We start from the raw sequence: 13,659 nt of genomic DNA, 5'->3' as shown, positions 1-13,659 counted from the left end.
TACCCTCTACTCAAATTCATCCCAGCCGTCCAGCTGGCGTCGTTCTTGTTGCATTTCACGCTGGAAAATCTCTTCCAGTTCGCGTCGGGCTTCCCTGGCGCGAGAAATTTGTACGGTATCGGCATGCATTGGGATGAGCTCTCGCAGCATCCGCATATCCAGGCGGCGAAAATGCAATTGCGCCCGCTGTGCCTGATGCGGATGCATGCCAAGCGTGACCAGCGTCTTGCGCCCCAGCTCTAACGCACTGGAGAATGTTTCACGGGAAAACTGCGTCACCCCTGCCTGTAATAACTCATGCGCTTCCACACGTCCGCGCGCTCGCGCAAGAATATGCAAATGCGGAAAGTGCTGCTGGCATATTTTCACCAGCTTCATGGTGTCTTCCGGCTCGTTACAGGTAATGACGATAGACTCAGCGGCCTCTGCACCCGCAGAACGTAAAAGATCGACCTGCGTGGCGTCGCCGTAATAAACTTTGTAGCCATATTTACGCATCAGGTTAACGGCACTGATATCCCGCTCCAGCACAGTAATGCGCATTTTATTTGCCATCAGCAAACGACCAATCACCTGACCAAAACGCCCGAAGCCCACGACAATGACCTGGGGTTTATCATCGTTGACCCACGGTTTTTCGTCTTCTTCTTCCGGTCCGTTAAACTGGCGGGATAGCCATTTATCCACCAGCTTCATCAGCAACGGCGTGGTCATCATGGAAAGCGTCACCGTCACCAGCAACAGCGCCATCTGGTCGCCCTGGAATAAGCGTTGCGAAGAAGCGGTAGAAAAGAGGACAAAGGCAAACTCGCCGCCCTGACTCAACACGCCAGCAAACTGCATCCGCTCTGAGCTACGCACGCCATACAATCGCGCCAGCAGATACAACACGAGAATTTTCACCGCCACCAGCACAACCACGCTTATCACTACCCACAACAGATGGGTATAAAGCACCCCGAGATTGAGCGACATGCCGACAGAGATAAAGAACAAACCGAGCAGCAAGCCTTTGAAGGGATCGATAGCCGTTTCCAGTTCATGGCGATATTCACTTTCCGCCAGCAGCACGCCCGCAATAAACGTACCGAGCGCCATCGACAGCCCCAGCGCATCCATAAACAATGCGGAACCCAATACCAGCAGCAGCGTCGCGGCGGTGAACACTTCCCGCACGCCAGAAGCTGCAATAAAACGAAATACCGGACGCAATAAATAGCGCCCGCCAATCAGCATGCCGACAAACGCCAGCACCTTCATGCCGATCTTCATCCAGTCGAAATTTTCGTCTGCCGAACCCGCCAACAACGGCACTAACGCCAGTGCCGGGATCACCGCCAGATCCTGAAACAGCAGAACCGAAAAACCTAGCTGCCCGGATTCGCTGCGATTCATCCCTTTCTCACGCATCAATTGCAACGCCATTGCAGTTGAAGACATCGCAAGGCCAATGCCACCGACCACCGCCGCCTGCCAGGCGAAATCCGTCAGCATCAATAATCCCGCCAGCAACGCCGCGCTTAACAGCACCTGTGCCGCGCCTACGCCAAAAATCGAACGCCGCAGTTGCCAAAGCTTGGAGGGATTCAACTCAAGGCCGATGATAAACATCAGGAACACCACGCCGAGTTCCGAAAAGTGGAGGATCTCATCGACGTCGCTAATAAACCCCAGCCCCCACGGGCCAATTGCAATCCCTGCCAGCAAATATCCCAACACAGCGCCAATACCCAGCCGCGATGCCAACGGCACCGCAGCCACCGCCGCGAAGAGAAACAGCACTCCTGCAAGTAAAAAATCGGAACCTTCCATCAGCGGCCTCCTGGAGACAGCGGATTTGCCAGCCAGTCACCGTAGGCTCTGGCGTGGCTCGCCAGCTCCTGTGCGCTTTGCCGTCTCGCCCAGTAAATAATGATGGGACTTAACCAATGCATCCGGCACATGCCCGCCGCCAGTTCAAAGGGGCGCAGAACATCGCTCATCGGGTAGCGATTCAATGCGTCATAACGGTAAGCACTTTCCGGCTCGCCGGTGGTAATCACGCTACGCCAGTACTTTCCCGCCAGTTGGTTTCCTCCTGGCCCGCTGGCAAAACCACGGCTTAATACCCGGTCCAGCCACTCTTTCAGTAGCGCCGGGCAGCTATAGGTATAAAGAGGATGCTGAAAGACAATCACCTCGTGCTCGCGCAGTAATGCCTGCTCACGGGGGATATCAATAAAAAAATCGGGATAGTGCGCGTAAAGGTCGTGCACGGTAACATTGCTGAGCTGCGTAGCCGGTTTAAGCAGCACCCGGTTTGCCACCGAGTCCTGAGATTCCGGATGGGCATACAGCAGCAAAACTTTCGCTGGCTGAGACATCATCCCCCTCCCGGTATGGTTTTTGTGTATAGTCGCTGTTTTGGGCTACCATTGCGCCCGGTGCGGCAGCTCGCCCATACATTACATTACATTACATTATCATAATGATAAGTTAACATAGTCTGAACATACGGCGCCTTATGATTGTTTTCTCCTCGTTACAAATTCGTCGCGGCGTGCGCGTCCTGCTGGATAATGCCACCGCCACCATCAACCCCGGGCAGAAAGTCGGCCTGGTGGGTAAAAACGGCTGTGGTAAATCTACCCTGCTGGCATTGCTGAAAAATGAAATCAGCGCCGACGGCGGCAGCTACACCTTTCCGGGAAGCTGGCAACTGGCGTGGGTGAATCAGGAAACGCCGGCGTTACCGCAAGCGGCGCTGGAATATGTCATTGACGGAGACCGTGAATATCGTCAACTGGAAGCGCAGCTACACGACGCCAACGAACGTAACGACGGGCACGCCATTGCGACCATTCATGGCAAGCTGGATGCTATTGACGCATGGAGTATTCGCTCCCGTGCCGCCAGCCTGCTGCACGGCCTCGGTTTCAGCAATGAACAACTGGAGCGCCCGGTAAGTGATTTCTCCGGTGGCTGGCGTATGCGTCTTAACCTTGCCCAGGCGCTGATTTGCCGTTCAGACTTGCTGCTGCTCGACGAACCGACTAACCACCTCGATCTCGATGCCGTTATCTGGCTGGAAAAATGGCTGAAGAGCTATCAGGGCACGCTGATCCTGATCTCTCACGACCGCGACTTCCTCGATCCGATCGTCGATAAAATTATTCATATCGAACAACAAAGCATGTTCGAGTACACCGGCAACTACAGTTCGTTTGAAGTACAGCGCGCCACCCGTCTGGCGCAGCAACAAGCGATGTACGAAAGCCAGCAGGAACGCGTAGCGCATCTGCAAAGTTATATCGACCGTTTCCGTGCCAAAGCCACCAAAGCGAAGCAGGCCCAGAGCCGCATTAAGATGCTCGAGCGTATGGAGCTGATTGCCCCCGCGCACGTCGACAACCCGTTCCGCTTTAGCTTCCGCGCGCCGGAAAGCCTGCCAAATCCGTTACTGAAGATGGAAAAAGTCAGCGCGGGCTATGGCGATCGCATTATTCTCGACTCGATTAAACTGAACCTGGTCCCCGGCTCGCGCATTGGTCTGCTAGGCCGCAACGGCGCAGGTAAATCGACATTAATCAAACTGTTAGCCGGTGAACTTGCGCCAGTCAGCGGTGAAATTGGTCTGGCGAAAGGGATCAAGCTCGGCTACTTCGCCCAGCATCAACTTGAATACTTGCGCGCCGACGAATCGCCTATTCAACATCTGGCACGTTTAGCGCCGCAGGAGCTGGAGCAAAAACTGCGTGACTACCTCGGCGGCTTTGGTTTCCAGGGCGATAAAGTAACCGAAGAAACGCGCCGCTTCTCCGGTGGGGAAAAAGCCCGCCTGGTGCTGGCATTAATCGTCTGGCAGCGTCCGAATCTGCTGCTGCTCGACGAACCGACTAACCACCTTGACCTCGACATGCGTCAGGCACTCACCGAAGCATTAATCGAGTTCGAAGGCGCGCTGGTTGTCGTTTCGCACGACCGTCATTTGCTGCGTTCCACCACTGACGATCTCTACCTGGTTCACGATCGTAAAGTCGAACCGTTCGACGGCGATCTGGAAGATTATCAACAGTGGTTGAGCGACGTACAAAAGCAGGAAAACCAGACCGACGAAGCACCAAAAGAGAATGCGAACAGCGCCCAGGCACGTAAAGATCAGAAGCGCCGGGAAGCGGAGCTGCGTGCGCAAACCCAGCCACTGCGTAAAGAGATTGCCCGTCTGGAAAAAGAGATGGAGAAGCTGAACGCGCAACTGGCGCAGGCGGAAGAGAAACTCGGCGACAGCGAACTGTATGACCAGAGCCGTAAAGCGGAGTTGACCGCCTGCCTGCAACAGCAAGCCAGCGCCAAATCCGGCCTGGAAGAGTGCGAAATGGCATGGCTGGAAGCCCAGGAGCAGCTTGAGCAGATGCTGCTGGAAGGCCAAAGCAACTGATGGCGCAGATAACGACGACCGATGCCAATGAATTCAGCAGCAGTGCTGAATTCACCCCTATGCGCGGCTTTAGCAATTGTCATCTACAAACTATGCTGCCGCGTTTGTTTCGTCGTCAGGTGAAATTCACCCCGTACTGGCAGCGGCTGGAGTTGCCCGACGGCGATTTTGTCGATCTCGCGTGGAGTGAAGCCCCTGCACAGGCGCGGCATAAACCGCGTTTAGTGGTATTTCACGGGCTGGAAGGCAGTCTCAATAGCCCTTACGCCCACGGTCTGGTTGAGGCGGCGCAAAAGCGCGGCTGGCTGGGCGTGGTGATGCATTTTCGCGGATGCAGCGGTGAACCAAACCGTATGCACCGCATTTACCATTCGGGCGAAACCGAAGACGCCAGTTGGTTTTTACGCTGGCTGCAACGCGAATTTGGTCATGCGCCAACGGCTGCCGTCGGCTATTCGCTCGGCGGTAATATGCTGGCCTGTTTGCTGGCAAAAGCAGGCAATGATCTCCCGGTTGATGCGGCGGTGATTGTCTCTGCGCCGTTTATGCTGGAAGCCTGTAGTTACCATATGGAAAAGGGCTTTTCCCGCGTTTATCAGCGTTACTTGCTGAACCTGTTAAAAGCCAATGCCGCACGCAAGCTGGCTGCCTACCCCGGAACGCTGCCGATTAATCTCGCCCAGTTAAAATCGGTACGTCGCATCCGTGAATTTGACGATCTCATCACCGCCAGAATTCACGGCTACGCCGACGCTATCGACTATTATCGTCAGTGTAGCGCCATGCCGATGCTGAACCGGATCGCCAAACCGACGCTGATTATTCACGCCAAAGACGATCCGTTTATGGATCATCAGGTGATCCCGAAACCGGAAAGTCTCCCCCCGCAGGTGGAGTATCAACTGACTGAACATGGCGGTCATGTTGGCTTTATTGGCGGTACATTACTTCATCCGCAAATGTGGCTGGAGTCACGCATTCCTGACTGGTTAACAACGTATCTGGAGGCGAAATCATGTTGATTCCGTGGCAAGACCTCTCCCCCGAAACGCTGGAAAATTTAATTGAAAGCTTTGTGTTACGTGAAGGCACCGATTATGGTGAACATGAGCGTACACTTGAACAGAAAGTCGCCGACGTCAAACGCCAGCTACAGTGCGGAGAAGCGGTGCTGGTATGGTCGGAGCTGCACGAAACGGTCAATATTATGCCGCGCAGTCAGTTTCGCGAATAACCTGCAACCGTCGGCGGACGAGATAATAATGATAGCTAAGTCATGGAGTTACTATGTCTGCCAAACATCCGGTCATTGCGGTAACAGGATCCAGCGGCGCGGGGACCACCACCACCAGCCTCGCGTTTCGTAAAATATTCGCGCAGTTAAATCTGCATGCAGCTGAGGTGGAAGGCGACAGTTTTCACCGTTACACCCGCCCGGAAATGGACATGGCGATCCGCAAAGCGCGCGACGCCGGGCGGCATATCAGCTACTTCGGCCCCGAAGCGAACGACTTCGGCCTGCTGGAACAAACCTTCATTGAATACGGTCAGAGCGGCAAAGGGAAATCTCGCAAATATCTGCATACCTACGATGAAGCCGTACCGTGGAATCAGGTACCGGGGACATTCACCCCCTGGCAACCTTTACCGGAACCCACTGATGTACTGTTTTATGAAGGTTTACACGGCGGCGTAGTCACGCCACAGCATAACGTTGCGCAGCATGTGGACTTACTGGTCGGCGTGGTGCCTATCGTTAACCTTGAGTGGATTCAAAAACTGATCCGCGACACCAGCGAGCGCGGGCACTCACGAGAAGCAGTGATGGACTCAGTAGTGCGTTCAATGGAAGACTATATCAACTACATCACACCGCAGTTTTCCCGCACCCATCTTAACTTCCAGCGCGTTCCCACCGTCGACACTTCAAACCCGTTCGCGGCAAAAGGTATCCCGTCGCTCGATGAAAGCTTTGTGGTGATCCATTTTCGTAATCTGGAAGGGATCGATTTCCCCTGGCTGCTGGCGATGTTGCAAGGCTCATTCATTTCCCACATCAATACGTTAGTGGTACCGGGCGGCAAAATGGGTCTGGCAATGGAATTAATTATGCTGCCGCTGGTGCAACGATTGATGGAAGGAAAGAAAATCGAGTAACTCTGCTATTACGCCGGATAAAATACTATCCGGCTTCACAACGGGATAGTTAAATCACGCGCCAACCACTTCATACGAGTGAGTAATATTCACCGCTTTTTCCAGCATCAACGCCACTGAACAATATTTCTCGGCAGAGAGATCAACCGCACGCGCAACCGCTGCGTCTTTCAGGTCGCGACCGGTGACGATAAAATGCAGATTAATGTGCGTAAACAGGCGTGGTGCCTCTTCGCGGCGTTCAGAGGTCAATTTTACTTCACAATCGACCACATCCTGACGCCCTTTTTGCAGGATCGAAACCACATCGATGGCACTGCAACCACCCGCCGCCATCAACACCATTTCCATCGGACTTGGTGCTTTATCGCCTGAGTTGCCGTCCATTAAAATCTGGTGACCAGAGGCAGATTCGCCCAGAAAAGTTAACCCTTCGACCCACTTCACTCGCGCTTGCATTTTTGCTACTCCACTGCGTCAATTTTCCTGACAGAGTACGCGTACTAACCAAATCGCGCAACGGAAGGCGACCTGGGTCATGCTGAAGCGAGACACCAGGAGACACAAAGCGAAAGCTATGCTAAAACAGTCAGGATGCTACAGTAATACATTGATGTACTGCATGTATGCAAAGGACGTCACATTACCGTGCAGTACAGTTGATAGCCCCTTCCCAGGTAGCGGGAAGCATATTTCGGCAATCCAGAGACAGCGGCGTTATCTGGCTCTGGAGAAAGCTTATAACAGAGGATAACCGCGCATGGTGCTTGGCAAACCGCAAACAGACCCGACTCTCGAATGGTTCTTGTCTCATTGCCACATTCATAAGTACCCATCCAAGAGCACGCTTATTCACCAGGGTGAAAAAGCGGAAACGCTGTACTACATCGTTAAAGGCTCTGTGGCAGTGCTGATCAAAGACGAAGAGGGTAAAGAAATGATCCTCTCCTATCTGAATCAGGGTGATTTTATTGGCGAACTGGGCCTGTTTGAAGAGGGCCAGGAACGTAGCGCATGGGTACGTGCGAAAACCGCCTGTGAAGTGGCTGAAATTTCGTACAAAAAATTTCGCCAATTGATTCAGGTAAACCCGGACATTCTGATGCGTCTGTCTGCACAGATGGCGCGTCGTCTGCAAGTCACTTCAGAGAAAGTGGGCAACCTGGCGTTCCTCGACGTGACGGGCCGCATTGCACAGACTCTGCTGAATCTGGCAAAACAACCAGACGCTATGACTCACCCGGACGGTATGCAAATCAAAATTACCCGTCAGGAAATCGGTCAGATTGTCGGCTGTTCTCGTGAAACCGTGGGACGCATTCTGAAGATGCTTGAAGATCAGAACCTGATCTCCGCACACGGTAAAACCATCGTCGTTTACGGCACTCGTTAATCCCGTCGGAGAGGCGCGTTACCTGGTAGCGCGCCATTTTGTTTCCCCCGATGTGGCGCAGACTGATTTATCACCCCGATATCAACTATGCACTGCGACAAACGCTGGTGCTATGTTTGCCCGTGGCCGTTGGGTTAATGCTTGGCGAATTACGATTCGGTCTGCTCTTCTCCCTCGTTCCTGCCTGTTGCAATATTGCGGGCCTTGATACGCCTCATAAACGTTTTTTCAAACGCTTAATCATTGGTGCGTCGCTGTTTGCCACCTGTAGCTTACTGACACAGCTGCTACTGGCAAAAGATGTTCCCCTGCCCTTTTTGCTGACCGGATTAACGCTGGTACTTGGCGTCACTGCTGAGCTGGGGCCATTGCACGCAAAATTGCTTCCTGCATCGCTGCTCGCCGCCATTTTTACCCTCAGTCTGGCGGGATACATGCCGGTCTGGGAACCGTTGCTCATCTATGCGTTGGGCACTCTCTGGTACGGATTGTTTAACTGGTTTTGGTTCTGGATCTGGCGCGAACAACCGCTGCGCGAGTCACTAAGTCTGCTGTACCGTGAACTGGCAGATTATTGCGAAGCCAAATACAGCCTGCTTACCCAGCACACCGACCCTGAAAAAGCGCTGCCGCCGCTGCTGGTGCGCCAGCAAAAAGCGGTCGATCTAATTACCCAGTGCTATCAGCAAATGCATATGCTTTCCGCGCAAAATAATACTGACTACAAGCGGATGCTGCGTATTTTCCAGGAGGCGCTGGATTTACAGGAACATATTTCGGTCAGTTTGCATCAGCCGGAAGAGGTGCAAAAGCTGGTCGAGCGTAGCCATGCGGAAGAAGTTATCCGCTGGAATGCGCAAACCGTCGCCGCTCGCCTGCGCGTGCTGGCTGATGACATTCTTTACCATCGCCTGCCAACGCGTTTTACGATGGAAAAGCAAATTGGCGCACTGGAAAAAATCGCCCGCCAGCATCCGGATAATCCGGTTGGGCAATTCTGCTACTGGCATTTCAGCCGCATCGCCCGCGTGCTGCGCACCCAAAAACCGCTCTATGCCCGTGACTTACTGGCCGATAAACAGCGGCGAATGCCGTTACTTCCGGCGCTGAAAAGTTATCTGTCACTAAAGTCTCCGGCGCTACGCAATGCCGGACGACTCAGTGTGATGCTAAGCGTTGCCAGCCTGATGGGCACCGCGCTGCATCTGCCGAAGTCGTACTGGATCCTGATGACGGTATTGCTGGTGACACAAAATGGCTATGGCGCAACCCGTCTGAGGATTGTGAATCGCTCCGTGGGAACCGTGGTCGGGTTAATCATTGCGGGCGTGGCGCTGCACTTTAAAATTCCCGAAGGTTACACCCTGACCTTGATGCTGATTACCACCCTCGCCAGCTACCTTATATTGCGCAAAAACTACGGCTGGGCGACGGTCGGTTTTACTATTACCGCAGTGTATACCCTGCAACTATTGTGGTTGAACGGCGAGCAATACATCCTTCCGCGTCTTATCGATACCATTATTGGTTGTTTAATTGCTTTCGGCGGTACTGTCTGGCTGTGGCCGCAGTGGCAGAGCGGGTTATTGCGTAAAAACGCCCATGATGCTTTAGAAGCCTATCAGGAAGCGATTCGCTTGATTCTGAGCGAGGACCCGCAACCAACGCCACTGGCCTGGCAGAGAATGCGGGTAAATCAGGCGCATAACACTCTGTATAACTCATTGAATCAGGCGATGCAGGAACCGGCATTCAACAGCCATTATCTGGCAGATATGAAACTGTGGGTAACGCACAGTCAGTTTATTGTTGAGCATATTAATGCCATGACCACGCTGGCGCGGGAACACCGGGCATTACCACCTGAACTGGCACAAGAGTATTTACAGTCTTGTGAAATCGCCATTCAGCGTTGTCAGCAGCGACTGGAGTATGACGAACCGGGGAGTTCTGGCGATGCCAATATCATGGATGCGCCGGAGATGCAGCCGCACGAAGGCGCGGCAGGTACGCTGGAGCAGCATTTACAGCGGGTTATTGGTCATCTGAACACCATGCACACCATTTCGTCGATGGCATGGCGTCAGCGACCGCATCACGGGATTTGGCTGAGTCGCAAGTTGCGGGATTCGAAGGCGTAATGCAGGCTAAACCATCGGATAAGGCATTCACGCCGCATCCGACATCTTTTGCCTGATGCGTCTTATTTACGCCCCAACCACCTTCGCCACCGCGTGGGCGAAACGTTGCATCCCTTCATCGATATCCGCATCTTCCACCACCAGCGACGGCGCAAAACGCATCACATCCGGTCCGGCATTCAGCACCATTACGCCAGCCTCTGCGCCCGCATACAGGAAATCACGCGCCCGACCTTTGTACTGTGGTTTCAGCTCCGCGCCAATTAACAGCCCCATACCGCGAATATCGCTAAACACATCGTACTGCTGATCGATCTTCTGCAAATGGTCAACAAAACGCTGGCGTTTCGCCTGAATGCCTTCCAGCACTTCAGGGGTATTGATGATATCAAACGCCGCGCCCGCTACTGCACAGGCCAGAGGATTACCGCCGTAGGTGGAACCGTGAGAACCAGGATGAAACGCAGAAGCAATTTCCGCCGTGGTCAGCATGGCGCTAATCGGGAAGCCGCCGCCTAACGCTTTCGCAGAGGTCAGAATATCCGGCGTCACACCGTAGTGCATGTAAGCAAACAAATCGCCGGTCCGCCCCATCCCGCACTGCACTTCATCAAACACCAATAATGCCTGATGTTGATCGCACAGCTCGCGCAAGCCCTGCAAAAACTCTGGCGTCGCTGCCGTCACACCGCCCTCGCCCTGGATCGGCTCAACCACCACCGCACAGGTGTGATCATCCATCACCGCTTTCACTGCATGGAGATCGTTAAAGGGAACGTGGATGATGTCTGCCGGTTTCGGCCCAAAGCCGTCGGAATATGTTGGCTGCCCACCCACCGAAACGGTAAACAGCGAGCGACCATGAAAAGCGTTATGGAAGGCAATAATTTTGGTTTTGAACGGGCTATGACGCACACAGGCGTAATGGCGTGCCAGTTTAAAGGCGGTTTCGTTAGCTTCCGTGCCGGAGTTCATAAACACCACGCGTTCGGCAAACGTTGCCTCAATCAGTTTACGCCCAAGACGCAGCGCCGGTTCATTGGTGAAAACGTTACTGATATGCCACAGAGTTTCGCCCTGGGTTTTTAACGCGTTCACCAGCGCAGGATGGCAATGGCCCAACGCCGTAACTGCAATGCCACCCGCGAAATCGACATACTCCTTGCCTTGCTGATCCCAGATTCGGCTGCCCTGACCTTTTACCGGAATAAACTCTGCCGGAGCATAAATCGGCAGGATCACTTCATCGAAAGTCGCGCGTGTAATTGCTGTTTGTTCAATTGCCATCTCATGATCACCCTGTTACGCATAAACAAATGTGAAATTATAACCACAAAATATGCATAAAAAATCACTAAATGGCAATCAGAAATCAGCGATGCAGGAAATTAGCCAGCAGTTGATGTCCTTGTTCGCTAAGAATACTTTCTGGATGGAACTGCACACCTTCCAGATCCCACTGGCGATGGCGAATCCCCATAATCTCGCGGGTTTCGCTCCAGGCCATCACGTCAAAGCACGCTGGTAATGAGTCAGGTTCCACCACCAGCGAATGGTAGCGTGTCACGGTAAGTGGATTTGCCAGCCCCCGAAATACGCCCTCACCGTTATGTGTAATCGGCGAGGTTTTGCCGTGCATGACCTTTGCGGCGCGCACAACTTTACCGCCAAATGCCTGCGCCATTGCCTGATGACCGAGGCAGACGCCAAGAATCGGCAAGCGCCCGGCATAGTGGCGAATAACGTCAAGGGAGATCCCGGCTTCATCTGGCGTACAGGGGCCAGGTGAGATGACAATTTTTTGTGGTTTAAGGGCGTCGATATCCGCCAGCGTCAACGCATCGTTGCGCTTAACCAGCACATCCGCCCCCAGTTCACAAAAGTACTGGTAGAGGTTCCAGGTAAAAGAATCGTAGTTATCTATAAGCAGGATCATGGCGGCTCCGGTACAAAAGAACCGCGCTATTTTACTCAGATTCCCCGGCTTCGCTTACCACTTTGCTAAATATCATCTGCAGTGCGGTGAGATCCCCCATTGCCCCACTCTGATTTGCCTGATTCCAGGCCTCTTTTTCGATACCCTGCCAGCTCAGTTGATATCCGGCATGAATCGCCAGTTGCTCGAAGAAGATCCGCTGTGCCAGACCACTTCCCACCCGGAAGGGATGCAGCACGTTGATTTCACAATAGTAATGCGCCAGCCGCTCGACGAACTTCGCTTTCTCCAGGCCAACCAGATAACCTTCTTCCTCCAGATCCTGCATCAGGGCATTGCCCTCTTTTTCGATATAAGCAAAGTGGCAGAACGGCGTATCACCCTGATAAATATCAACTTCACGCAGTTGCCCCGCCCAGTCGAAAATATCCTGATACAGCTGGCGATGGATAGTGCGCAAATGCGGTAAACCGCGCACCAGCGGACCAAGCTCAATGGTCGCAGCACGCAGCGCCGTCATTTCGTAAGCGGCCTGTTCCAGCCGCTGCTGCTGGTGGATGTTCAGCCGGTTACGCATGATATCAAGGCCAGGATAAAGATACGGATCGCGCCCTTCGCCGAATTTATCGCTCATAGTGCCTCCTCAGCTCTTCAAGGCGCGCTAAAGCCTCTGCGGCAGTAAGAGTGACTAAAGGCATCTCGACGCCTTCAAGACGGCGACTGGCCTGGAAATTACGATTACGCTGAAGCTCCCAGAGACGGGACTTTTGCTTATCGGTGAGTTTCTTCACTTGATGCCTCCCTGAACGTGTCCATTTGCCACAAGTATAAGCGGCAAATCCGGGTTACGCCGGGAGAGCAGAAGCGCGGGCAAGATTGCCCGCGCGAAAAATCATTACGGCAGGACTTTAGCGGAAAGGATAACTACCGGTTTTGACGGCACATTCTGGTACGGACCAACGTCATGAGTCGGCACCTGGGAAATCTTATCGGCAACGTCCATGCCTTTCACCACTTTACCAAATACCGCGTAACCGAAATCACGCTGACCATGGTCAAGGAAGGCGTTATCGGCAACGTTGATAAAGAACTGGCTGGTGGCGCTGTCTTTGTCAGCGGTACGTGCCATCGCGATGGTGCCACGCGTGTTGCGCAGGCCGTTATCGGCTTCATTTTTGATTGGCGGGTTTGGTTTTTTCTGCTGCATCTGCTCGGTGAAACCGCCGCCCTGAATCATAAAGCCAGGAATGACGCGGTGAAAGGTAGTGTTGTTATAAAAACCGCTGTTCACATAATCGACAAAGTTTTGCACAGACACTGGCGCTTTTTGTTTATCCAGCTCCAGTTCGATGTTACCAGCTGAGGTTGTCAACAATACGTGCGGGTCCCCTTTCGCTGCCATTGCTGCGGGAGAAAGAGCAGAAAGAGCGAAAACAGCAGCCATCGCCGCCAGGGTCGATTTGAACATGAGATTTCCTTAACAAACAGAGCAGAAAAAAAGCAAGTGAAGAGATTCTAAATAGCCTTCAAGAACAAGGCCATCCCTTTACCTAATTTTACGTATCTGAAATATATGTAACCTGACGATCACTTTTTATTCCGTGATCAAAATCAC

14 protein-coding genes are annotated in these 13,659 nt (G+C 53.2%); 6 read left to right on the top strand and 8 right to left on the bottom strand.

Annotation, left to right across the window (positions count from 1 at the left end):
- Positions 1 to 6: 6 nt before the first annotated feature.
- Positions 7 to 1,812: a glutathione-regulated potassium-efflux system protein KefB gene (gene kefB, locus AB4H76_RS02515; RefSeq protein ID WP_085452726.1), complete on the bottom strand. Its 1,806-nt coding sequence runs from the start codon at positions 1,810 to 1,812 to the stop codon at positions 7 to 9.
- Positions 1,812 to 2,363 (bottom strand): glutathione-regulated potassium-efflux system ancillary protein KefG, encoded by a 552-nt coding sequence (gene kefG / locus AB4H76_RS02510; RefSeq protein WP_001297514.1) that lies wholly within the window; start codon positions 2,361 to 2,363, stop codon positions 1,812 to 1,814. The genes kefB and kefG overlap by 1 nt, the downstream gene beginning before the upstream one ends.
- Before the next feature lie 140 nt (positions 2,364 to 2,503).
- Between kefG and AB4H76_RS02505 the strand changes: the two genes are divergently transcribed.
- The 4 genes from AB4H76_RS02505 to AB4H76_RS02490 are packed head-to-tail and all read left to right on the top strand — an operon-like array spanning position 2,504 to position 6,574.
- Positions 2,504 to 4,417 (top strand): ABC transporter ATP-binding protein, encoded by a 1,914-nt coding sequence (locus tag AB4H76_RS02505; protein ID WP_000634798.1) that lies wholly within the window; start codon positions 2,504 to 2,506, stop codon positions 4,415 to 4,417.
- A complete protein-coding gene (locus AB4H76_RS02500) occupies positions 4,417 to 5,439 on the top strand; it encodes a hydrolase (RefSeq protein WP_001753125.1) in 1,023 nt (340 codons plus the stop codon). Before AB4H76_RS02505 ends, AB4H76_RS02500 begins: the two co-directional genes overlap by 1 nt.
- Positions 5,433 to 5,651, top strand: a complete 219-nt coding sequence (locus AB4H76_RS02495) for a YheU family protein (RefSeq protein WP_000907085.1) — start codon at positions 5,433 to 5,435, stop codon at positions 5,649 to 5,651. Before AB4H76_RS02500 ends, AB4H76_RS02495 begins: the two co-directional genes overlap by 7 nt.
- Positions 5,652 to 5,704: 53 nt before the next feature.
- Entirely contained in the window at positions 5,705 to 6,574 is an 870-nt protein-coding gene (locus AB4H76_RS02490) for a phosphoribulokinase (RefSeq protein WP_001274680.1), read from the top strand.
- Positions 6,575 to 6,628: 54 nt separating this feature from the next.
- On the opposite strand, the gene AB4H76_RS02485 is transcribed toward AB4H76_RS02490, so the two are convergent.
- Entirely contained in the window at positions 6,629 to 7,033 is a 405-nt protein-coding gene (locus AB4H76_RS02485; protein ID WP_001148910.1) for an OsmC family protein, read from the bottom strand.
- A gap of 301 nt (positions 7,034 to 7,334) precedes the next feature.
- Between AB4H76_RS02485 and crp the strand changes: the two genes are divergently transcribed.
- Together crp and AB4H76_RS02475 are read left to right on the top strand one after the other, a co-directional pair.
- Complete coding sequence (gene crp / locus AB4H76_RS02480) at positions 7,335 to 7,967, top strand: cAMP-activated global transcriptional regulator CRP (protein WP_000242755.1); 633 nt, start codon at positions 7,335 to 7,337, stop codon at positions 7,965 to 7,967.
- Between the two features lie 50 nt (positions 7,968 to 8,017).
- The gene (locus tag AB4H76_RS02475) at positions 8,018 to 10,108 is read left to right on the top strand and encodes a YccS/YhfK family putative transporter (RefSeq protein WP_001295162.1); all 2,091 of its coding nucleotides are present in this window, start codon (positions 8,018 to 8,020) and stop codon (positions 10,106 to 10,108) included.
- A gap of 66 nt (positions 10,109 to 10,174) precedes the next feature.
- On the opposite strand, the gene argD is transcribed toward AB4H76_RS02475, so the two are convergent.
- The 5 genes from argD to ppiA all read right to left on the bottom strand — a co-directional run bounded on the left by argD (position 10,175) and on the right by ppiA (position 13,512).
- The gene (gene argD / locus AB4H76_RS02470; RefSeq protein WP_077492861.1) at positions 10,175 to 11,395 is read right to left on the bottom strand and encodes a bifunctional acetylornithine/succinyldiaminopimelate transaminase; all 1,221 of its coding nucleotides are present in this window, start codon (positions 11,393 to 11,395) and stop codon (positions 10,175 to 10,177) included.
- Positions 11,396 to 11,480: 85 nt separating this feature from the next.
- The gene (gene pabA, locus AB4H76_RS02465; protein WP_085452727.1) at positions 11,481 to 12,044 is read right to left on the bottom strand and encodes an aminodeoxychorismate synthase component 2; all 564 of its coding nucleotides are present in this window, start codon (positions 12,042 to 12,044) and stop codon (positions 11,481 to 11,483) included.
- A 31-nt stretch (positions 12,045 to 12,075) separates the two neighbouring features.
- Complete coding sequence (locus AB4H76_RS02460) at positions 12,076 to 12,678, bottom strand: putative adenosine monophosphate-protein transferase Fic (RefSeq protein ID WP_001280624.1); 603 nt, start codon at positions 12,676 to 12,678, stop codon at positions 12,076 to 12,078.
- Positions 12,668 to 12,835, bottom strand: a complete 168-nt coding sequence (locus tag AB4H76_RS02455) for a YhfG family protein (RefSeq protein WP_000736860.1) — start codon at positions 12,833 to 12,835, stop codon at positions 12,668 to 12,670. The genes AB4H76_RS02460 and AB4H76_RS02455 overlap by 11 nt, the downstream gene beginning before the upstream one ends.
- A 104-nt stretch (positions 12,836 to 12,939) precedes the next feature.
- Entirely contained in the window at positions 12,940 to 13,512 is a 573-nt protein-coding gene (gene ppiA, locus AB4H76_RS02450) for a peptidylprolyl isomerase A (RefSeq protein ID WP_000477225.1), read from the bottom strand.
- Positions 13,513 to 13,659 lie beyond the last annotated feature (147 nt).

The sequence above is a fragment of the Escherichia sp. UTM R2 genome, assembly GCF_048593455.1.
In the GTDB taxonomy this organism is placed as follows: Bacteria; Pseudomonadota; Gammaproteobacteria; order Enterobacterales; family Enterobacteriaceae; genus Escherichia; species Escherichia coli.
The sequence above is the reverse complement of the archived record's forward strand: the minus strand, read 5'-3'. Positions and strand labels throughout refer to the sequence as shown.